This window comes from Roseivirga spongicola, from assembly GCF_001592965.1.
GTDB lineage: Bacteria > Bacteroidota > Bacteroidia > Cytophagales > Cyclobacteriaceae > Roseivirga > Roseivirga spongicola.
Genome location: NZ_LRPC01000001.1, coordinates 1,246,949 through 1,269,129, shown reverse-complemented (window position 1 = coordinate 1,269,129; position 22,181 = coordinate 1,246,949). Strand labels below are relative to the sequence as shown.

The 22,181-nt window shown below is 37.7% G+C and carries 20 protein-coding genes; 13 read left to right on the top strand and 7 right to left on the bottom strand.

Annotation, left to right across the window (positions count from 1 at the left end; genetic code table 11):
- Positions 1–14: 14 nt before the first annotated feature.
- From AWW68_RS05510 to AWW68_RS05485, 6 genes are read left to right on the top strand one after another with little or no spacing between them, the layout of a single operon-like run.
- Entirely contained in the window at positions 15–359 is a 345-nt protein-coding gene (locus tag AWW68_RS05510; RefSeq protein ID WP_068218501.1) for an STAS domain-containing protein, read from the top strand.
- On the top strand, positions 349–762 hold the full coding sequence (locus AWW68_RS05505; RefSeq protein WP_084375581.1) for an ATP-binding protein: 414 nt from the start codon (positions 349–351) through the stop codon (positions 760–762). Before AWW68_RS05510 ends, AWW68_RS05505 begins: the two co-directional genes overlap by 11 nt.
- Positions 763–767: 5 nt before the next feature.
- A complete protein-coding gene (locus tag AWW68_RS05500) occupies positions 768–2,681 on the top strand; it encodes a peptidylprolyl isomerase (protein ID WP_068217523.1) in 1,914 nt (637 codons plus the stop codon).
- 59 nt (positions 2,682–2,740) lie between these two features.
- Complete coding sequence (locus AWW68_RS05495) at positions 2,741–3,550, top strand: hypothetical protein (RefSeq protein ID WP_068217520.1); 810 nt, start codon at positions 2,741–2,743, stop codon at positions 3,548–3,550.
- On the top strand, positions 3,525–4,865 hold the full coding sequence (locus tag AWW68_RS05490; protein ID WP_185101204.1) for a peptidylprolyl isomerase: 1,341 nt from the start codon (positions 3,525–3,527) through the stop codon (positions 4,863–4,865). The genes AWW68_RS05495 and AWW68_RS05490 overlap by 26 nt, the downstream gene beginning before the upstream one ends.
- A gap of 2 nt (positions 4,866–4,867) precedes the next feature.
- A complete protein-coding gene (locus AWW68_RS05485) occupies positions 4,868–5,830 on the top strand; it encodes an AAA family ATPase (RefSeq protein ID WP_068217512.1) in 963 nt (320 codons plus the stop codon).
- Here AWW68_RS05485 and AWW68_RS05480 read toward each other — a convergent pair.
- Positions 5,827–6,687, bottom strand: coding sequence for a 3-hydroxyacyl-CoA dehydrogenase NAD-binding domain-containing protein (locus tag AWW68_RS05480; protein ID WP_068217509.1), 861 nt, complete (start codon positions 6,685–6,687; stop codon positions 5,827–5,829). The two genes, AWW68_RS05485 and AWW68_RS05480, sit on opposite strands and share 4 nt — an antisense overlap.
- Positions 6,684–7,703 (bottom strand): phenylalanine--tRNA ligase subunit alpha, encoded by a 1,020-nt coding sequence (pheS, locus tag AWW68_RS05475; protein ID WP_068217507.1) that lies wholly within the window; start codon positions 7,701–7,703, stop codon positions 6,684–6,686. The genes AWW68_RS05480 and pheS overlap by 4 nt, the downstream gene beginning before the upstream one ends.
- A 77-nt stretch (positions 7,704–7,780) precedes the next feature.
- Between pheS and galE the strand changes: the two genes are divergently transcribed.
- The 3 genes from galE (at position 7,781) to AWW68_RS05460 (ending at position 11,211) form a co-directional block, all read left to right on the top strand.
- Entirely contained in the window at positions 7,781–8,800 is a 1,020-nt protein-coding gene (gene galE, locus AWW68_RS05470; protein ID WP_068217504.1) for a UDP-glucose 4-epimerase GalE, read from the top strand.
- A gap of 98 nt (positions 8,801–8,898) precedes the next feature.
- Positions 8,899–10,215, top strand: a complete 1,317-nt coding sequence (locus AWW68_RS05465; protein WP_068217501.1) for a UDP-glucose dehydrogenase family protein — start codon at positions 8,899–8,901, stop codon at positions 10,213–10,215.
- Positions 10,216–10,227: 12 nt separating this feature from the next.
- A complete protein-coding gene (locus AWW68_RS05460; protein ID WP_068217498.1) occupies positions 10,228–11,211 on the top strand; it encodes a UDP-glucuronic acid decarboxylase family protein in 984 nt (327 codons plus the stop codon).
- Here the strand turns inward: AWW68_RS05460 and AWW68_RS05455 are convergent, their stop codons facing one another.
- Both AWW68_RS05455 and AWW68_RS05450 read right to left on the bottom strand, forming a co-directional pair.
- Positions 11,212–12,621: an exopolysaccharide biosynthesis polyprenyl glycosylphosphotransferase gene (locus tag AWW68_RS05455; protein ID WP_084375580.1), complete on the bottom strand. Its 1,410-nt coding sequence runs from the start codon at positions 12,619–12,621 to the stop codon at positions 11,212–11,214.
- Between the two features lie 35 nt (positions 12,622–12,656).
- Positions 12,657–14,159 carry a capsule assembly Wzi family protein gene (locus AWW68_RS05450; protein WP_068217491.1) on the bottom strand — a complete coding sequence of 501 codons (1,503 nt, stop codon included), beginning with the start codon at positions 14,157–14,159 and terminating at the stop codon, positions 12,657–12,659.
- 172 nt (positions 14,160–14,331) lie between these two features.
- On the opposite strand from AWW68_RS05450, the gene AWW68_RS05445 reads away from it, so the two are divergent.
- From AWW68_RS05445 to AWW68_RS05430, 4 genes are all read left to right on the top strand, one after another.
- The gene (locus AWW68_RS05445; RefSeq protein WP_157717540.1) at positions 14,332–15,018 is read left to right on the top strand and encodes a hypothetical protein; all 687 of its coding nucleotides are present in this window, start codon (positions 14,332–14,334) and stop codon (positions 15,016–15,018) included.
- Between the two features lie 155 nt (positions 15,019–15,173).
- Positions 15,174–16,661, top strand: a complete 1,488-nt coding sequence (locus AWW68_RS05440; protein ID WP_157717539.1) for a capsule assembly Wzi family protein — start codon at positions 15,174–15,176, stop codon at positions 16,659–16,661.
- A complete protein-coding gene (locus AWW68_RS05435; RefSeq protein ID WP_068217482.1) occupies positions 16,661–18,106 on the top strand; it encodes a flippase in 1,446 nt (481 codons plus the stop codon). Before AWW68_RS05440 ends, AWW68_RS05435 begins: the two co-directional genes overlap by 1 nt.
- Positions 18,096–19,001, top strand: a complete 906-nt coding sequence (locus tag AWW68_RS05430; RefSeq protein WP_084375579.1) for a glycosyltransferase — start codon at positions 18,096–18,098, stop codon at positions 18,999–19,001. The genes AWW68_RS05435 and AWW68_RS05430 overlap by 11 nt, the downstream gene beginning before the upstream one ends.
- On the opposite strand, the gene AWW68_RS05425 is transcribed toward AWW68_RS05430, so the two are convergent.
- The 3 genes from AWW68_RS05425 to AWW68_RS05415 are packed head-to-tail and all read right to left on the bottom strand — an operon-like array spanning position 18,998 to position 22,170.
- On the bottom strand, positions 18,998–20,107 hold the full coding sequence (locus AWW68_RS05425; protein ID WP_068217476.1) for a DUF1972 domain-containing protein: 1,110 nt from the start codon (positions 20,105–20,107) through the stop codon (positions 18,998–19,000). The two genes, AWW68_RS05430 and AWW68_RS05425, sit on opposite strands and share 4 nt — an antisense overlap.
- A complete protein-coding gene (locus tag AWW68_RS05420) occupies positions 20,108–21,241 on the bottom strand; it encodes a glycosyltransferase family 4 protein (protein ID WP_068217473.1) in 1,134 nt (377 codons plus the stop codon). It abuts the gene before it with no gap.
- A complete protein-coding gene (locus AWW68_RS05415; RefSeq protein WP_084375578.1) occupies positions 21,238–22,170 on the bottom strand; it encodes a glycosyltransferase family 9 protein in 933 nt (310 codons plus the stop codon). The genes AWW68_RS05420 and AWW68_RS05415 overlap by 4 nt, the downstream gene beginning before the upstream one ends.
- Positions 22,171–22,181: the final 11 nt, after the last annotated feature.

Below are 22,181 nucleotides of genomic sequence, written 5' to 3'. Positions count from 1 at the left end.
TAAGTAAAAGAGAGATGATTGAGATTAAAAAAGAGCAGCACAACAATTACCTGCAACTATCCGTAGAAGGAGAAGCAGATGCGAGCTCGGCAATAAACCTGGACAAAGCCATTAGAGACGCATTTGATGAAGGTCACCAAACCATATTAATCGACTGCACCAATCTTAACTATATATCTTCAGCAGGGCTTGGCGTATTCATGTCCTACATAGAAGAGATATCATCCAACTCAATCAACTTTATACTTTTTGGGCTATCCGATAAAGTTTTGAAAGTATTCGGAATCTTAGGGTTAGACCAACTACTAACAATAAAAGAAAATAAAGAAGAAGCTCTACAGGCATTCAATGGCATATAGTTTCGACATACCGAGCAGTAAAAACAAGCTTAGGCTCATGCGTAAGTTCGTCACCGAAGTGTTGAATTCTCACGACATTCCGGAGATTGAAACCAACATGATGGTCTTGGCCGTAGATGAAATTTGTGCAAATATTATCATTCACGGTTTGCAGTCTAACCCTTTAGAAAGCGTTAGGTTAGACATCAGCTTTTCTTCAGATGGAGTTTACTTTGAGATAGTAGACCGTGGTGATGGGTTCGACATAATCAATTATGACGAACCTAACATTGAGGACCTCATTAAAAAGAAGAATAAAGGCGGCATTGGAATTATGCTAGTAAAGAAAATCATGGATAATATTGAACTAAAAACCTCTCCTGAGGGAAATACTTTAAGATTGTTCAAAAAAATTGATGCATAACAGTAATGAAAACTTCAGTTTTCGGAGTCATACTTTTAGCCTCCTTTTTATCCCTAGCCAACTTTTCTAGTGCTCAGGTAGTAGCTACAATAGATGGTGAAGCAATTGGTCAAGATGAGTTCCTTTATGCTTTTAAAAAGAACAGAAAAGAAAATGAACCCATCAATAGAGACTCACTTGAAGCCTACCTTAATCAATTCATTAATTTCAAGCTTAAGGTAAGAGCAGCACGTAGATTAGGTTTAGACACGTCTTTGGTATTTCAGAATGAATTGGAGGGCTACATATCTCAAATAAGAAAGCCGTATTTGGAAGATGACAGTGCCGAAGAAACTCTGTTAAGAGAGATTTACGCTCGCATGCAGAGCGATATAAATGCATCTCACATCCTACTCAAGCTAGATGCAACGGCTTCTCCTAACGACACTCTAAAGGCTTATAATTTTTTAGATAGCCTTAAACAAACCATAGGCTCCAAACAAGAATTTGAAGAAATGGCCAGAAGATTCTCTCAAGACGGTAGTGCAAGGAATGGAGAGAATTTAGGTTGGTTCACAGCTATGCACATGGTGGCTCCTTTTGAAGAAGGAGCATACAAAACTGCACCGGGCAGAGTTTCTGATATTGTCAGATCTAGCTTTGGCTACCACCTTATATTCGTTAATGATAAACGCCAAAATAGAGGTAAAATAAAGACCTCCCACATCTTCTTCACTAAACAAAGAGGGCGAGAGGAAGCATTTCAGCGTGCTCAAATGGTCTATGACTCACTTAAAAACGGTGGTGACTGGAGCACTATGGTTAGCCAATTCTCTGATGATAATGGAACAAAACACAATGATGGATCTTTGCCTTGGGCAGGTATAAAGCAGCTTCCAGATGACTTTCTAGATATTGCCCACGCAATAGATACAGTAGGAGAATATACCAAGCCTAAAGAAACTCAATTTGGTTGGCACATTGTAAAACTAGAAGGTTTACAGCCCTTAGAGCCTTATGAAATAAAGAAAACCGAAATTGCTCAACTCCTTAAGCGGATGGGAAGAAATAATCTGGCAGAAGAGGCTTTGCTAAAAAAGCTCAAGGAGGAAAACAACTTCAGCCAAGATGCAGAAAGTCTTAACAGTATTATCCATGAAATAAGTCAAGCCAGCAGAAGTACAGCCTATGAAAGTGAGCTAAAAGAGAGGGTAATCTTCACTCATGGGCAAAACCAAGTGAAAACAAGCGCCTTTTTAGAGTCTCTTCCTGGATTCAACATAAAGTACACCAGGCCTCAGCTTATAGAATTCTACCGAAAGTTCGAGAAAGACTACGTTATAGCTTACGAAGATTCTATTGCACCAGAGAAATACCCAGAGTTCGGATTTCTTATGAATGAGTACGAAGAAGGACTTCTTCTTTTTGAGGTAATGCAAAGAAAAGTATGGGATAAAGCTGCCCAAGATAGTCTCGGCCTTCAATCATACTATCAGAATCATCTCAATCAGTATGTCGAGGGTGAAAGAGTAGAATGTCTGTGCACAAATAACAAATCGGAACAACTCAGAAGTGAACTTTCTGAACTATCCATTCCTTTAGATTCCTTACCGAGAGCCAAACCATACATTTCAAAAGAAATGGGAGATTCTAAAACTGAGGAGTTAAATTTTGCTAAAAGAACTCTATTGGTAAGTGATTTAGCTAATTTTGAAATGGGAAAACCTCAGATAGGAAAGTGGTTTGAACCATCAAGTTTAAATGCTTACTGTTTGGTGCAAAATATTTTACCCGAAGGGCCACAGCAGCTCAATGAGATAAAAGGAATTGTTATGTCAGACTATCAGGAAGAATTGGATAGCCAATGGATAGAAGAACTAAGAGATTCCGCCAAAATTAAAATAAACAAGAAGGTACTTAAGGCCATCAGCAATCGTTGAAAAAACTCTTTTACATATGCATCGCTGTATCGACTCTCCTGAGTTCGTGCGACTACTTTGTGAGTGACTCTAACCAGAGTACTGGCAACAGTGAAACGCTGGTAGCGAGCGTTGGTAATTCGTACCTTTTTGAAGCTGATGTGGCCAACCTTATTGAGCCCGGCATGTCTGCAGAAGATAGCACTTCCATTACAACTCAATATGTACGTAACTGGATTAAAAAAGAGCTTTTGGTAAAGGAGGCCACAAGTAATGTTCGAATAGATCAATCAGAAATAGAAAGAAAAGTAGCTGATTATCGTTATACGCTTCTTTCTTATGAATATCAAAAGCTAAGAATTCAGCAATTACTCGACACGGCCGTTACAGAAGAAGAGATATTCGAATACTACTCCAACAACCAAGACAATTTCGCCTTGAGACAAAATATTTTTAGGGGTAGGTTTTTAAAAGTGAATCAACAAGCCCCCAAAAAGACTGATATTAGACGCTGGATTAAATCTTCTCGCCCACAAGATCTAAACGCTCTAAAAGACTATGCTTTTCAGTTTGCCAACAACTATTCTCTAGAAGACTCTACTTGGATAAAGTTTGATGACATAACAAAGAATTCACCTTTCTCCACCATAACCAACAAGATTCAATTCCTAAAAACCACCCGCTACACTGAAGAAACAGATTCTCTATATCTTTACCTCCTCAAAATTGATGACTACAAAATTTCGGAAGAAATCTCTCCGTTGGAGTTTGTAAGAGAAGATATCAGAAACATAATTCTGAATAAGCGAAAAGTAGAGTTGGCAAAGAGCCTTGAAAATGAAGTTTTTCAAAACGCAAAAGAAAATGAAGATTACAAGATATATCGCTAGTGCAGCAGTTATGCTCCTTATGTTTTCTAACGTAAGAGCACAAGAAGGTGAAGTAGTAGATAAAATTATTGCTAAGGTAGATGACAAAATCATCTTAAAGAGCGATTTAGAATCGTCTTATCTCCAATTTTTGAGTAGCCCAGCTGCTGTTCAGTTCGATGGTGATGCTAGATGTTTATTACTCAAGGACATGGTAGAAAGTAAGGTAATGCATGCCATGTCAGAGATAGATTCGATAATTGTTGACCCATCTAGAGTTGATTACGAGATGCAAGGTAGAGCTCAAAATATAATGCAGCGCTATGGTTCTGAAGAAGCTATTCGCCAGGCCTATGGAAAATCGCTAGACCAAATAATGGAAGAGTTGCGCCCTGATATTCAAGAACAACTTCAAATTCAGCAACAGGAACAAAGTATTCTAGCCGATGTTTCAGTGACTCCAAACGAGATAAGAAAACTATATACAAGTATTCCCAAAGACAGTTTACCTCTCTATTCTACAGAATATGAAATAGGTATGATAATTAAGAACCCAGAGGTAGATGATTCTGTAATAGATGAACTTAAGGATAAACTGAGAGGAATCAGAGAAAGGATTATTAATGGTGAGAGTTTCGAAATTATGGCAACACTTAACTCTGATGGCCCTACTAGTGCAAATGGCGGAAACCTTGGTTTCAACCAAAGAGGCACTATGGATCCGGCTTTTGAAGCGGCTACCCTTTCTCTTAAACCAGGGGAAATTTCAATGCCTTTTGAATCTTCTTTTGGTGTTCACATCTCTCAGCTTATAGAAAAAAGAGGAAACGAGTATAACAGTCGCCACATCATACTTATTCCTAAGCCAACCCAAGATGATGTTCAGGAAGCCGTTAATTATTTAGATAGCCTTAGAGAGGAAATTATTGCTGAAAAAATATCGTTTGAGCAAGCAGCTAAAGAATACTCAGACGATGAACGCACTAAATCTAACGGTGGTTTTATGTCTGGCCAATTCGGCTCTTTGAGAGTACCAGCTAGCGAGCTTGATCCAGAGCTTTACTTCGAAATAGATAAAATGAAGGAAGGTGAAATTTCAAAAGCCTCTACCATACAAGTAGGTGCTGAAGATGAGTTGGCCAGAATAATTTATTATAGAAAAAAGGTTGCTCCTCACAGAGCCAACCTTACCGAAGATTACGAAAAATTGAAGGCGGCTACCATTCAAATGAAAAAAGACCGAAAACGACAAGAATACCTTCAAGACAAAATGAAAGAAGTCTATATTGAGATAGCTCCGGAATATAACCGTTGCGGTATCATCAATAACCAATAAGTATGAGCAACCCTTCAGATGTGGCCCTTGCCGATAAGTTCTTCGAAGACTTTAAAAGACTCAAGGCAGAAATTTCAAAAGTAATTATTGGACAAGAAGAAACGGTGAACCTTCTTCTTACCTCAATCTTTTGTCAGGGGCACAGTCTTTTGGTAGGAGTTCCAGGCTTGGCTAAAACACTTCTGATTCAGACTATTTCATCGGCCTTAGATTTAAGTTTTAAGAGAATTCAGTTTACGCCTGACTTAATGCCGTCTGATATCTTAGGTGCAGAAACCATAGATAAGGATCGTAACTTCAAATTTATTCAAGGCCCAATCTTTGCCAATATTATTTTGGCAGATGAAATCAATAGAACTCCACCCAAAACGCAAGCTGCTCTTTTAGAGGCTATGCAAGAATACTCGGTAACTGTGGCGGGGCAACACTTCCCTCTTGAAAGACCTTTCTTTGTATTGGCTACCCAAAACCCGATTGAACAAGAGGGAACTTACCCACTTCCTGAAGCTCAACTCGACCGTTTTTTATTCAACATAACACTTACATATCCATCTTTTCAATCTGAAGTAGACATAGTTAAAAACACTACTAGTGACAAGTCTAAAACAGTTAACCATGTATTAGGAGCAAAAGAGGTGATAGAGTATCAACATTTGGTGAGAAAAGTACCAATTGCCGATAATGTTGTTGAGTATGCTGTAGACTTAGTTCACAAGACAAGATTTGAGAGCGATAGAGCTCCTCAAATAACTAAAGATTATATAGAATGGGGCGCAGGACCACGAGCATCCCAAAGTTTGGTTGTTGCAGCTAAGTGTAATGCATTAATCAATGGAAAATACTCTCCAGATATTGAAGATGTTCAGGCCGTGGCTAAGCCTATTTTAAGGCATAGAATCGTAAGGAACTTTAAAGCTGAAGCAGAGGGATTAACTATAGATAAGTTGATAAACAACCTACTTTAGTCATATTCATAAAAGCCCCTTGCCGATTTTCTTCCATGATGACCTGCATCTACTTTTTGCTGCTGAATACGTGATGGTCTAAACTTGGAGTCTTGATGAAATGCATTAAACATAGACTCTGTAACCGAATAGTTGGTATCTACACCAATTAAGTCCATCAGCCTAAATGGCCCCATTTTGAACCCACTAGATTCAACAAGCCTGTCGATGCCATTAACATCAGAAACACTTTCTTCTAAAACCTTAAGCCCTTCTACATAAAAATGCCTAGCCACTCTATTCACGATAAACCCAGGAGCATCTTGGGCATGAACAGGAACTTTACCTAGCTTTTTAGCTAAGTCATATACAGTTTGAGCAACTACCTTATCTGTTGCTGCACCACTAATAACTTCAACTAGCTTCATTATATGAGCTGGGTTAAAAAAGTGCATCCCTACAAAGTTTTGTGGGCGCTTAAGGCCAGCTGCAATTCTTGTAATTGGTATTGAAGAGGTATTCGAAGCAAGAATTGTATGCTCAGAATTAATAGCTTCTAGCTTCTGAAAAAGAGATTGTTTAATCTCTAGCTTTTCTACTATTGCCTCAATAATGAGGTCAGCCACTAATAAATCTTCAGAAGAAACCGTTGTTAGTCTTGCAAGTGTATCATTTTTAAGCTGCTCACTTACCTTTCCCCTCTCTATTCCTTTATCTAAATTCCTTTCCACCGATACCAAAGCTTTGGCCAACATGTCAGAATTGAGGTCATAAAGAATCACATCTAAGCCTGCCATGGCACAAACCTGAGCAATTCCTTGCCCCATAGTACCTGCACCAACAACTGCTACTTTTTTAATACTGCTTAGTTTGCTCATAAGCTATTGAATTGCTTTAGGAATCTAACATCGTTTTCTGTAAAGAGCCTTAAATCCTTAATACCATACCGTAACATGGTAATTCTTTCAATTCCCATTCCGAAGGCAAAGCCGGAATACTCTTTTGAGTCAATACCACAATTTTCAAGAACATTAGGATCTACCATACCAGAGCCTCCAATTTCAACCCACCCCGTATGCTTACAAATATTACAACCGTCTCCATGGCATATTTGGCAGGAGATATCGATTTCGGCACTTGGCTCAGTAAAAGGGAAATAACTTGGCCTAAACCTGATTTGCGTATCTCTATCGAACATCTCTTTCACAAAGTGATAGAGCGTTTGCTTCAGATCAGCAAACGAAACTCCTTTATCTATATAAAGCCCCTCCATTTGGTGAAAAACACAATGAGCTCTTGCCGATATAGCCTCGTTTCTAAAAACCCTTCCAGGTGAAAGCGTTCTGATAGGAGGCTTTTCATTTTCCATTACACGAATTTGAACACTAGACGTATGCGTTCTTAAAGCTATATCAGGATTCTTCTCAATAAAGAAGGTATCTTGCATTTCTCTAGCAGGGTGATTCTCTGGAAAGTTTAAGGCTGTAAAATTATGCCAATCATCTTCTATTTCTGGCCCATTAGAAACGTTAAAGCCTATCCGTTCAAATATCTGAATAAATCGGTTTCGAGTAGCTGTTAAGGGGTGTATAGACCCAAACTCCGTAGATATCGGAGGTAATGTTAAATCAGGATGTTTTTCATCTCCGCCAGATTGACTACTCAAACTATCGATCAAAGACTGAAACTTATCTTTTGCTTGGTTCTTTAAGTCATTTACTGCTTGTCCAAAAGCCTTCTTTTCTTCATTCGGAACATTTTTCATTTCAGAAAAAAGATCGGCTATCACATTTTTTCGGCCAATAAACCTTAATCTATATGCTTCTAGTTGCTCTTGTGACTCTGCAACAAAAGAATCAATCTCTTGTGAAAGCTCCTTTACTTTGTTATTCATGAACTCTTCTTTCCTGATTTTTACACAAAAATAACAGGAGTTAATAATTAACTGGGTTTGAAAAGCTATTTTTGACCATGCACAACAATATTCTAGTTACTGGTGGAGCTGGATACATAGGTTCTCATGTGATTGTGAAACTGCATGAAGTAGGATACAACCCTATTATCCTTGACAACTTCTCTAATTCAGCGAAATCCGTTTTAACAGGTCTTAAAAATATTACTGGGAAAGATTTCACCTGTTACGAAGGAGATATTCTTGATGAAGAATTACTTGGGAGAATATTCAGTGAAAATAAAATTGATGGAGTAATTCATTTCGCTGCAAAAAAAGCGGTAGGTGAATCGGTAGAAAAACCACTTTACTATTACAAAAACAACGTATCTGGTCTCATCACGGTTTTAGAAAGCATGATTGAGCATGATTGTCAAAACTTAGTATTCTCGTCTTCTTGCACAGTATACGGTCAACCAGATGAACTACCAGTAACAGAAAAATCACCAAAAAAACCTGCTAACAGCCCTTATGGCAACACCAAGCAAATTGGCGAAGAAACCATAGAAGATGTTGTTGTTAGCGGCAGTAAAATCAAGTCCATTGCTCTGCGTTACTTCAACCCTATAGGAGCCCACCCTTCTGCAGAAATTGGTGAGTTACCACTTGGCGTACCTAACAATTTGGTACCATTCATAACCCAAACAGCTGCTGGGGTAAGAGAGAAATTAACTGTTTTCGGCAGTGACTACAATACTCCTGACGGCACATGTATTCGTGACTACATTCATGTAATGGATTTGGCGGAAGCCCATGTACAAGCAATAAAAGCACTTGAATCCGTCAATGAAGTTTCGCACTTCGATGTGATCAATATAGGTACAGGAAGAGGAAATACAGTTTTAGAAGTCATCAATGCTTTTGAAAAGGTGACTAACAAGAAACTTAAGTATGAAATTGGACCTAGAAGGCCTGGAGACGTAGAAAAAGTATACGCACAAGTCGATAAGTCTACTGCAGTATTAGACTGGAAAACAAAACATTCACTTGAAGATTCCATGCGCGATGCATGGAACTGGCAACAAAAAATCTCGAATTAAACAGAGAATTATCACCGTTAATCGAAAGAAGATTGCTTTTAATCGAAGCTCAAACTTCTAATTTTGGAGAGAAATTAATTTTATTGAAAAGTTAAGCTATGAAAATAACAATTGTAGGAACTGGCTATGTAGGTTTAGTAACTGGTACATGCTTTTCTGAAGTGGGAATTAATGTAACCTGTATAGACATTGACCAAAAGAAAATTGAAGGTCTTAAAAATGGTGTTATGCCTATTTATGAACCAGGCCTTGAACCTATGGTTAAAAGTAACCTAGAAAAAGGCAGACTACATTTTTCAACAAGCTTAAAAGACAACCTGAAAGATTCGGAAGCAGTATTCATTGCTGTTGGAACACCTCCAGGTGAAGATGGAAGTGCTGACCTAAAATATGTTCTTGCCGTAGCAAGAGAAGTTGGGCAGCACATGGAAGACTACATGGTTGTGGTTACTAAGAGTACCGTTCCTGTAGGCACTGCAAAAAAAGTTAAAGCTGCAGTACAAGAAGAACTAGATAATAGAGGGGCAAATATTGATTTCGATGTAGCATCTAATCCTGAGTTCTTAAAAGAAGGAGCTGCCATTCAAGACTTCCTAAAGCCAGATAGAATTGTGGTAGGCGTTGAATCGGAAAAGGCACGAAAAATCATGGAAAAGCTGTATAAGCCTTTCTTACTCAATGGCCACCCAACTATTTTCATGGATGTTCCTTCAGCTGAAATGACAAAGTACGCAGCTAACTCTATGTTGGCTACTAAAATCAGCTTCATGAATGATGTTGCCAACCTTTGCGAAATCATGGGAGCAGATGTAAACATGGTTAGGAAAGGTATCGGAAGTGATTCAAGGATAGGCACTAAGTTCATCTACCCAGGGGTTGGTTATGGAGGATCTTGCTTCCCTAAAGATGTAAAAGCGCTTATTAAAACTGCTGATGAGAATGGTTACAAAATGCGTGTTCTGACAGCAGTAGAAGAAGTAAATGAGGCTCAAAAATCAGTAATGGTTGCCAAAGTCAAAAAACACTTTGGAGAAGACCTTTCAGGAATGACCTTCGGAATCTGGGGACTTTCGTTCAAGCCAAAAACTGACGACATGAGAGAAGCTCCTTCAATTGTAATAATCAATCAATTAATGGAGGCTGGAGCAAAAGTAAAAGCTTTTGACCCTGTTGCTATGGAAGAAGCTCATAGAGACTTAGGAGACTCCATTACTTATGCCAAAGATGAATATGACGCGATAGTAGACACCGATGCGCTTCTTCTGGTTACGGAATGGCCTGAGTTCAGAATACCTAACTTTAACGTAGTTAGCAAGCTTTTGAAAAACAAGGTGATTTTTGATGGAAGAAATATTTATGACAGAGAAGAGCTAAGAAGCTTAGGGTATACTTATTACGGTATCGGACTACAATAAACAAAACAAGCAATGAAAAGAGTATTAGTTACTGGAGCGGCTGGATTTTTAGGATCTCATTTATGCGATAGATTTATAAAAGAAGGCTTCTATGTTATCGGTATGGACAACCTCATTACTGGTAATATGGAAAATATAGAACATCTAATGGCGTTAGAAAATTTTGAATTCTACCATCATGATGTCTCTAACTATGTACATGTCCCTGGTAATCTAGACTATATTCTTCATTTTGCTTCACCCGCTAGCCCGATAGACTATTTAAAAATCCCTATACAAACATTAAAAGTGGGTTCACTCGGAACCCACAATCTTCTAGGTTTAGCTAGGGCTAAAAGTGCCAGAATGCTTATCGCGTCTACCTCAGAAGTTTACGGAGACCCATTAATTCATCCGCAAACAGAAGAGTACTATGGTAATGTAAATCCGGTTGGACCTAGAGGTGTTTACGATGAGGCAAAAAGGTTTCAGGAAGCTATTACAATGGCTTATCATACTTTCCATGGCCTAGAAACTAGAATAGTAAGAATATTTAACACATATGGCCCTAGAATGAGACTGAATGATGGTAGAGTGTTACCAGCATTTATCGGTCAGGCTTTGAGGGGTGAAGATTTAACAGTGTTTGGAGACGGAAGCCAAACAAGGTCTTTCTGCTATGTTGATGATCAAGTAGAAGGAATCTATAGGTTGCTGATGTCTGACTATCCTCACCCCGTGAATATTGGAAACCCTGATGAAATTACCATATCTCAATTTGCAGAGGAGATTATAAAACTGACCGGAACTGATCAAAAGGTAATTTATAAGCCTCTACCGAAAGATGACCCGATGCAAAGACAGCCAAATATCACCAAAGCCAAGGAGATACTCGGATGGGAACCAAAAGTAGATAGAAAGGAAGGTTTGAAAATCACTTATGATTACTTCAAATCTCTCCCAGAAGAGAAACTATACAAGAAAGAGCATAAAGACTTCTCTAAATACAACAAGTAGTTAGTAGGCCTTTTCTTGTCCTTTTGCTATTCCAAAAATTGTTAGAAAGATAATTTTTAGGTCTAGAAAAAATGACCAATTCTGAAGGTAAAAGCGGTCTAGCTTAACCCTTGAGCTCATCTGGAAAAAGTCTGTGACTTCTCCTCTATACCCCATAGCTTGAGCCAGCCCAGTTACACCTGGCTTAGATTCGTGTCTCTTAGCAAACTTCTGTACAGAATTCTTATACTGATCATTTAGTGATATTGGATGAGGTCTGGGGCCAACTACAGACATTTGACCAAGGAATACATTTAGAAATTGAGGAAACTCATCTAAAGAGGTTTTTCTAAGGAAGGCCCCAAATCTAGTAACCCTTGGGTCGTGCTTTGTAGCCCATTGAGTATCTGAGTCCCGATTAAGAATCATCGTTCTAAATTTCAAACACAAGAAATGCTCCCCCTCTTGCCCTTCCCTCCACTGCTTGAAAAAAACAGGGCCTTTGCTTTCAAGTTTAATGATTAAAGCAAACAATGGATACATCCATGACAAAACGAATAAAATAACGACAAGTGAGAAAGATAAATCAAACGCCCTTTTGGCTAACCTATTGCCCCAACTGTCTAAAGGCAATCTATTAATATCTATTACAGAAATAGAGTCATACCTTCTTAGAACAAAAGTCTTTAATACGTCCGTTTTTATCTCTGGCAGCAACTTTACTTTCTTGGCATTCTCATCTGCCGCTCTAACTATTCTATTCTTTAATTCTCTGGGTAAATAATCACTGAGATAGATGAAATCGTAATTCTTGAACCCATCATCTATTAAAACATCAAGCTCACCTAGCACTGGGTATTTATGTTTTTTATTTTGGCCATTGTTCTCTGAATAAATGCCTTCACATCTAATCCCATAGTGCGGCTTTCTCTTAAACAAGTCGTATAAATTGAAACCTAATTTATCATATCCAATAATAGCAGCATACCGAATATTCCCTCCAAAAGCTCTATACCTATCGAGAACTAAGTGAACAAAAACTCTGTAGATCGTAAGCCAGACAAAAAGAAACAATACAAGGGCCATCATAAAATGGCGATTAATCTCTTCCTCTCCGGCCACAAAAATCCACAAAAGGGAAATCAGAGAAACGAAAATAAAAACACTCGTGAACGCCTTTTTGAAAGTATTATAGTAGCTCACTGCTCTTCCTATCTTGTAATCCTTATTGAAATAAGAAAAGACAGGCCAAGAGCATATATAAATCAGAAAAGCATATGAATAAGGTTTTTCTAGATCTACTGATCCAAATGCAACAAAAAGAGAAACAAAGAATATTGTTGCCAGAATAATAAGCTCTCCCAGAATAAAGAGATAAGGAAAGTATCTATTAAAACGCTTTTTCACGTGTGCTTTTATGAATGTTTGCAATTACAAAATTAAACGATTCAATCCTTCTAATCCTGTTAATTCTTTACAAAAGAATAACTAAATGAAATTTCTGCTCCTGTATTTGTATATAATTCTCCTGAATCAAAGGCCAACATGATGTTTAAATCAATTGGTTGATTTCTAAAAGGCTTATTAAACTTGATATCCAAAAGTGAATAATACTGCCTTTTCCCATTTCGGAAAACGTAATCATAGTTTGGATCAAGAGCCACTCCCCCCCAGTTGAACCTCCCCTGATAAAGCCCTGCATATGTTCCGAAATTCTTGGAAGACACCAATTGCAACCTATATTCAAGCACCCCGGACAACTCTCCTTTTACTCCCAAAGTCAGAGCAACTATTCTGTTATTTGAAAAAAGAGCGTTGTAACTAGGGTATGGTTCTAAGAAATTTTGAGTCCAGTCATAAGTTAAGAACAGAGCATTTCCCATAGACATTCCATGATATGAGTAGCCAGATCTATAAAGATAATTATTGTGATAATCATCTCTGCCACCAAATTCTCTTCCGAAATTAGAAGCCTCGTCTGGAAAATGAGGAGCAGGATCGGGCAACCCTGGGCCTGACTGCCTTTTGCTTTTTGTAAATTCAACCATTACCTCTTTTATCAACTTACTCTCATTGGGCAGCAACCACTGAAATGCTAAAAGGTAGTTCTTTAGACTGATCATTTGCATACTACCTTGATCCTCAAAAGGCGATTGGTAATCCAAATTCAGTCTATGATCTCCAAGATTTTTCTCAAAACCAATCTCAATCATCCCTAAATGATTTCCAACAGCATTTGACTCACCAGCAGTCCCCCCAAGTTCATTGGGAATACCTTGACCAAAGAAGACCTTCATAAAATCATCAAAACCGCTTGGCTGTTGGTTTCCCATAGGATCAGTTCCACCATATTGAGCAAAATGTATTAAGCCAGAAGAAACCTTTAAGCCAATTTCACGCTCTAAATTAATCCTAACAAAAACATCTTTGCTATGCATTCTTGCTCGTGAGATGTATCTGTCTGTCTCTAGCCATCGCTGTCCAATATGCGCTTTAAATTGAACGTAGCCATAAGTAAAAGGAACATCAAAATAGTTATTCATTCCTAACTCAATCATTGGAACTGGGCGAGCATTTCTCCCTAAACCGTAACTAACAACCCCTATATCAGAAGCCAATCCTCCTAGCTGTTCTTTATATGCACCTAATCTCAGATAAAGAATATCATAGTTGGCTGCTGCATAGTAACTAGAGAATATCTCATTTCTAAAGGAGAATCCCGATTCAAAATTCCAATTATCATTTAAGCTATAAGAATAGGCCAGCTCTCCTGCCGAGAATACAGTTTGTTCATCACCAATTTCTCCCCATCGATTATGCACTAAAAAAAATGGTGCGAATTCATCCGAGTACGCCATTGCTCCTAGAGTAGCTGAAAAAGACAGGCTATCACGATTAATATTGTCTTGAGCAATGCTTTGAATTACAATTGTTAACAGAAAACTGAGAGCAAGAAATAGTTTTTTCATTAGGAAATGGAAGTTCCAGTAAAGAAACAAAACTAAACTTATACATTATTATTTTAGAATGGGGTAGGGCAAAATTACAATTACATTAGAATCTTACTTCTACATATAAAAAAGACCTATTGCTTCTAATTTTAATGTTAAGTTTAAGTCGTCTTTGTACATAATGTTTCTCATGTCAAAACACATTAAATTTTATCCGCTCATTTTCCTTATACTTTCAGCACATGGTTGTAGTCAGAGACTAATTGATGAGCAAGTAATTTTCTGGGATGATTATGAGCAAAACAGTAGACCTATCATTGGTACTGACAGTAGCTTCTATATTTTCCATAATTCCGCAGAAAGATATTTTGAATTTAACGATTCAAGGAACCTTGGTCGTTTCGAGCGTGGGGGTATTACCTTAAACTTAGGCGGCATACCAGAGCATGACTACATTAGAGTAAGCTTCGATTTGTACATTCATGATAAATGGGAAGGTGATGGGGAACGAGGTAATGGAGAGGATGTCTTTATTATGAATATTGATAGTTCCACTCTTTATTTTTCCTCAATTATCAACACCAAGTGTCAGAGCCAAGATTGTGAAGCGATTCAAAGTTTTCCGGATATTATAAATATTCGTCATAACCCAGAGAACGCGGAAGTTAAAGATGCTTCTTTACCAGGTGTTTGTCACTTTAAAGGGGAACGAGGAGGCAGTAAGCTTATTGAAATTGCTAGGCAATATCCCCATGGATCAAGCGATTTACGTTTGAACATTGCTGCAGACATTAAAGATGCTGGACCAGATTTATGCTTAAAGAGCTGGTCAATAGATAATCTCAAAGTAACTATTGTTGAACTACCCGAGATATAATCCAAATGCCCCGAATAATACTGTCTCTTTTTCTTTGGTTATTTTCCCTTAAGACAATTTTTGCTCAAGGACAGCTTGCAATAGGCTCTGCTGGAATTGAAGACTTTTATAGAAGACAACAAGTTCTCGGGAGGTTTGACAGCACGGTTTCTTTTATGATTAGACCTATTAGTAATAATATTTTTAAGTCTAACAATCCATACTCGTTTAATGATTCAACTAGTAAAAAGAGCAAACTTATTGTTTTACCTCTAATCTCCCAGTCAATATACACTCACAAACAACCTTACAGCTGGAATGATGGGACATTTTTACCAGTAAGTGGTTATCAACAACTTGTTTCTGGAGGGATTGCTGCTAAGTTTGGACCTTTGAATATTCAGATAAACCCAGAATTCCACTTTGCTCAAAATCTAGAATATGAAGGTTTTCCGTTAGATGGAGGCACCACTTTATGGAGCATCTATTATGGACGACAGCTTAATTATATAGACACACCTGAATCCTTCGGCAACGAGCCAATTCATAAACTTAAATGGGGTCAGAGCTCAGTCAAGTTAGAGTTGGGGCCTGTTTCTGCGGGGTGGTCAAATCAAAACATCTACTGGGGTCCTGGAAAAAAGAATGCCTTGGTCATGTCCAATAACGCTACTGGCTTTCAACACCTTACACTGAATACAAACAAAGCTATAAAAACACCAATAGGCCATTTTGAGGCTCAAGTGATAGCAGGAAAACTTGAGGGGTCTGGTTATGATCCTCCAAGAGCCAACATGGTTGTTAATGGGCAGTTTATTTACAGGCCGAGAAGCGATGACTGGAGATACTTATCCGGTATCGCAATGACCTATCAACCTAAATGGATACCAAGGCTATCACTCGGTTTTACCCGGGTAGTTCAGCAGTATAGCGAAACAGCAAAAGAGAATAATGACTATTTGCCAGCATTTTCTAACCTTTTCAGAGATAATGACAAGTTTGATGATATCGTGAGAGATCAGCTAGCATCTCTATTTTTCAGGTACTTCTGGACATCTACTAAAAGTGAATTTTATTTTGAGTTCTCACGAAACGATACTTCAATAGATTTTAGAGACTTTTTCTTAGAACCTGGCCACGCAGCTGCTTACCTCGTGGGTTTTAGTAAACTCTTTAACTTCAAAGGTAGCAATAAGGAATTCATTGAATTTGACTTGGAGTGGACAATTTTACAACAAGGGTCTGGTAGAATAATTCGGGACGCCAGTACTTTTTACATACATAGCAGAGTGAGGCATGGCTACACTCACAAAGGAGAAATATTAGGTGCTGGCATTGGTCCAAGTGCTAATGCTCAAACAATAAACGTTAACTGGGTCTCTAAGATGAATAAGATTGGGATTCAGCTAGAACGGTATGTTCATAACAATGACTTGTACATAGACCTTTTTAAGCACATAGGTAATTACAGGAGACATTGGATTGATATCAGCGCATTTGCAACAGGTTCATGGCAATTTGATGATCTTATAATAGGAGGAAAATTTGGTGTAATTAAATCCCTAAACTACCAATACCAATATTATACCACTCCCTCTTTTCAAGTTGGCTTTGTTGACAAATATAACTTCACGGCTAGTTTTGATCTCATATATTTGTTCTAATGTCTATAAAGAAAAATTATGGATTTAATCTCCTTAATTCTCTCTTAAACATCGTCTTTCCGATTGTCACTTTCCCTTATGCTGCCAGAATACTTTCTCCGGAAGGTATTGGTGAAGCTCAATTCATTTTTTCATTTGCTCAGTATTTTGCAATTCTCGCTGCGTTTGGCATACCAATATACGGGGTTAAAGCAATAGCGGAGGTCAAACACAACAAGGAGCTCTTATCCAAAGTCACAACAGAGTTGCTGGTGATATTATCAATGTTAGTTGCTGTTGTTCTTGGTGTCTATAGCTTGGTTATTATCAATATCCCAGATCTAAACGCAAATTGGCCAGCACATGCAATTGCCGGTTCCATAATTTTTCTGACTGTATTTAATGTAGATTGGTTTTTCAGCGGAACTGAGCAATTCAAAATATTAGCACTAAGATCTGCTTTTGTCAAGGGGTTAAGTTTGATAATACTTTTCACGTTCGTCAAAACCCAGCAAGATACTTTAGAGTATTTATTCTTTTTGGTATTTCTTTATATAGGAAATTACTTCCTAAATTTTCTCTTTCTTTTCAGAAGCATCAAAATTTTTTCATTCGCCAAAATTGAAGTGAGTCGTCACTTTAAACCATTACTCCCAATCTTTGCAATGATTGTGGCAACTACAATCTACACCACTTTAGATACTGTCATGCTAGGGTTTCTGAATGATGAAAAAGAAGTTGGGTTTTACACCTCTGCCGTAAAGCTAGCAAAAGTAAGTATTCCAGTTCTGACTAGTATGGGCGTGGTTATGATTCCAAGAGCAACTAAGTATGCTCAAGAGAAAAACATGGCTGGACAACTATCACTATACGGAAAGTCATTTTCGTTTTTGGTTTTATTAGCCATACCAATGTCATTTGGGATTTTCCTACTAAACAAGGAAGCTATTCTGATTTTCTCAGGCCCACTATTCCTTAAGGCGGTCTCCGATGTCAGAATTTTAGCATTTCTTCCATTGCTCATAGGACTAGGGCACCTAATTTCTTTTCAGATTTTAATCCCACACAATAAAAATCGAAGTATATTTTATTCAACCCTGATTGGGATGTTTGTATTTCTGATACTCTCAATCATGTTAATTCCCTCTATGGGCAGCACTGGAGCAGCCATTGCCAACACAGCAACCGAACTTATCGTCACTATAGGCTATTGTATTTTTGTGCCTAGTCATATTCTTAAAGCATTACCATGGAAGGCCATTTACAAAGCCTTAGTAAGTGTTGTTTTATTCATTCCTATAGTTTTCTCTTTACAGGAACTTCTAAAAGGAAACCCTATTTTAATTTTTTCTCTTTCGATAATAACCTGTGGGACATCTTACTTTCTAATACAACACCTATTATTCAAAGAGGAGCTCATAAAAGAAATTATGATCACAATGAAGAAAAAAATTTATGGGAGCTAGCGTCAGCGTAGTCATGATTACTTTCAATGGTGATCTATTCTTCCAACAACAGCTTAATAGCATCCTTTGCCAAAAGTATCTAAAGGAAGTACATATCTATGATGACAATTCATCGAGCGATTTTAAAAGAATATTACGAGAAGCCGCAAATGCTCATGGAATTATCACTTTACATGAGAATAAAGGAAATCTTGGGGTTATCAGAAATATTAAAAAAGGACTTCAGGAGAACTATTCGGCTGATTATATAGCTCTTGCAGACCAGGATGATGTATGGTTAGAAGATAAATTAGAGCTCTGTCTGAAAGAGATGTTAGAATTAGAAAAAGGGGATAATGATATACCCACCCTCATATATCATGATATGAAGATCATCGATGAAAATGATCAATTACTACAGGGAACTTTTTGGCAGAACAGAAGACAGGATATTTATGAACATAGTTTTCAAACAAACCTCATCGTTAATCTGGTTACTGGTTCCGCATCTTTGATGAACAAAGAGCTTACAAAATACGCCAAAGACATTCCTGAAAATCTGGAAATTTATCATGATGCCTGGCTAGGAATGGTTGCTTATACCATGGGTCGGGTAAAGAGCATTAAAAAACCTTTGAGTGCCCATAGAAGTCATGAGAAAAGCCTGACATTTAATCAGAAAAGGAGTAATAGTTTACTCAAAAGGGTACGTAATAACGTCATGCAGTTATCTGGCAAAGAAGAACCTCTTAAACATCAGTTTCAGTTTATTGAGTGCTTTCTGGAGACGTATGAATCGAGACTGGAAACTACCTATAGGCTAAATCTACAAGAATTTCTTTCTCTAAAAGGCAAAGGTTACCTGACCCAGAAAAAACATATCTGGGAGGCTCAGAACAAGTCACTGTTCTCTTAATTTTTGCAGATTTCTTGAAATACCTGAATATACTGATCGGTTATACAATCCCAATTGTACTTATCGGTTATTCCTTCCCTCGATATATCTTTCATTCCTAAAACAAGATCTTTCTCATTATCGATATCATTAATCAGTGAGCAGACACTTTCTTCGTCTTTATCAAAAAATTGACCATACTTCCCATTTTGAAGTACTTCTCTATTAAAAGCTGTATCAAGGGCAATAATGGCCGAACCAAAACTCAAGGCTTCTAGCATTGTAGGGTTTGTCCCTCCAAATTCATGCCCATGCATATACACATAAGCATTGTGAAATAGTTCTGCAACTGCATCCCTGTTCGTCACAAGGCCTGTAAAAACTAAACGATCATCTATCTCAGCCAATTTTTTGAGATTAGCCGAATAGTCATCTTTATATGGGACATCACCAACTATCACCAATTTTCTTTTAGTCCTACTTTTTCGAAACCCTTCAATCATAATACCCCAATTATTATCGGGAATAAACCGACCAACAATTAAGTAGTATTCATGTGCTGTTAGCCCCCATTCATTAATTAGGCCTGGTTGAGTCGAGTATTTTATATTTCCCCCGTAGGCAATAACCTCAGAATCTCTACCAAAAAGATCTAGGTAAATTCTACGCATTTCATCTGCATCATTTATAATAGTATCGTACCATTTGGTGGCTTGTCTAGAGGCCCACTTAAAGTATGCTGCCCCAAGGCCCTTCCATTTTGGCCTTAACCACTCCAAACCATCTACGTTTATGGCTGTCGGTTTGCCGAAAAGTCTACTTATCATTCCAAAAGGGCCGTTGGCAGAATTAACTGCAAAAATCACATCAGCTTTCGAAAAGGAAGCATGAATCATTGAAAGAGAAGAATGCACCAGTTGACTCAAGGCTTTGGTCTCAATAGTGGGTATATAAACTAGTTTGACACCATTTACCTTCTTAGGGCGCTTACTGAAAAGATTCCGATGACAATACACTACTACTTCAACATCCTTTTTAACCAACCGCTCTACAAGTTCCTTAATAAAGGTTTCATACCCACTATAAACATAAGGGTAACCTCTTGTTCCTATAATCGCTACACGCATCTATATGGCATTTATCAATTTTATAATTTCTTGCTCGTGCCTCTTGAGTGAAAAGATGTTCTTAACCCTAAGTTCGCCAGCTTTTCCCATTTTTTCTCGCAAACCAGTATCGATAATAAGAGAGTCAATTTTGTTAGCCGCTTCAATAGCATTATTCCATGGTATCAAAAATCCTGTTTCTCCTTCCTTAAGCATTTCAGGAGCACCGCCATGATTGGTAGCTATAACAGGCTTTCCACTAGACATTGCTTCAATAATTGTTGTTGGCAATGGATCTGGTTGAATAGATGGTAAGATGAAAATATCCAGATCGTACAAAATACGTGTAATATCTTCACGATAGCCTAGGTCAATAACATCCTCTTCCAGTTGATGAAAATTAATTCTAGTCCTTATTTCGTCATATAAATATTCATAACCCGGAAACGCATCACCAACCATTATAAACTTTAGATTAGAATGTCTTGACTTAAGCTGGGCAGCAATATTAAGAAAATAGGTTTGTCCTTTCCAAAAATGAACTCGGGCCACCATACCAATGAGAATTGTATCGCTCTTAATATTGAATTCCTTTTTCAACCAACTTGTCCCATCGTAAGCTTCTAAGTCAAAGCCATTGTAGACCCTCACTATATTAATCCTCTCATTGACCTTTAACCAATGGTCTTTAACTGCATCTGAAACGGCTATAACGACATCAGAATATTTGGATAACAGATGGCCATAAAACTTTAAAAGCCACTTAGGCCCAGGAGTAATCTCATGAACATGCCAAAGATGCCTTAATCGAGTTCTCTTAGCAAAGATAGCCCCAGTCAGAATTCCTGTTGTATTGGTATAAATCAACTCTATTTTATGTTCATCGGCTACCCTTTTTAGAGCCTTTAGCGACTTTCGGTAAACATAAAAACGATTGAGAATACCTCTCAGATTAAAATACTCTCTTCTTACTGTAGCTAAAGGTATGATGTTTACTGAGCACCCTAGATCTCTTAATATATCACACAAAGGCCCTTCACGAGACATGCAGATTACTACATTATGGCCATTCTTTATGAGAATCTTAATATCCTCCAATGCTACCTTACCCGCACCATACAAATCAGGAGAACTATGTAAGAATAGAATGTTCATGTATTTAAATGATTTGGTTGCAAATTCAATTTTTCTATTAGGCAGTTAAATACAAACTCAGGTCTTATTTGGTTTATCTGACAAAATGTATAAGTCAAACCACCTATCCTTTCAAAATCGATTTTTTCATCTGCATAAATAGCTGTTTGGCCAGGGTTTAAGCTATATACTGGGTTTGTAGGGCCATATAAAATGATAGAGGGAATACTGAAGGCTCCTGCAGCTTGTTCACCAAAAGAGTTAACTCCTAAAAAAAAAGAAGAGTATTTAATCAGTAAAAATGATTCTTCCAAACTAGTTCTTCCACGAAGATCAATAACTCCCGAAAGTAAAGGATCTAGTTCTAGTCCTAGGTGGTATATTTGATAGCCAAGGTTGCTGATTCTAGAAATTAACTGCTGCCAATTTTCAGTTGACCAGTTCTTCTCTGAATTCCAGTGACTAGCATAGGGCTGAATAACAATATACTTTTTATTGCTGACCATGTTTTCCAAAAATCGAGCATGCCTCTTCTCATCAATATGAATAGAAAGCTGAAACTGATTATCATGAGATTTATAACCAATAAACTCGCTTATAATGTGGGGTATGGATCTATCCGTTTTTCTCCATATCCAAAAATCGTAATGTTCATACATCAGCCAGATTACTGGAAAGTCTGTCCATGAAAGTTTATGAGTCGTATGGTAGGTGTCATCAAAAACCTCTTTATAGTTCGTTACTATCGAAATATCGGTTTCAGGGTGTTCATTTCTAAATTGGCTTAGGGCATATGTACTCATAATCACATCGCCTATTCCATACCTTCTAACAAATGTTACTTTACGCTGACTTATATACTTAAAATACCATAGAGAAGCTATACTAATAATTCGCTGTACATTTATTGCCAATGCACTCTTGAAGCTATACTTCCAATTTGTCCTCATCTCATCCTCTC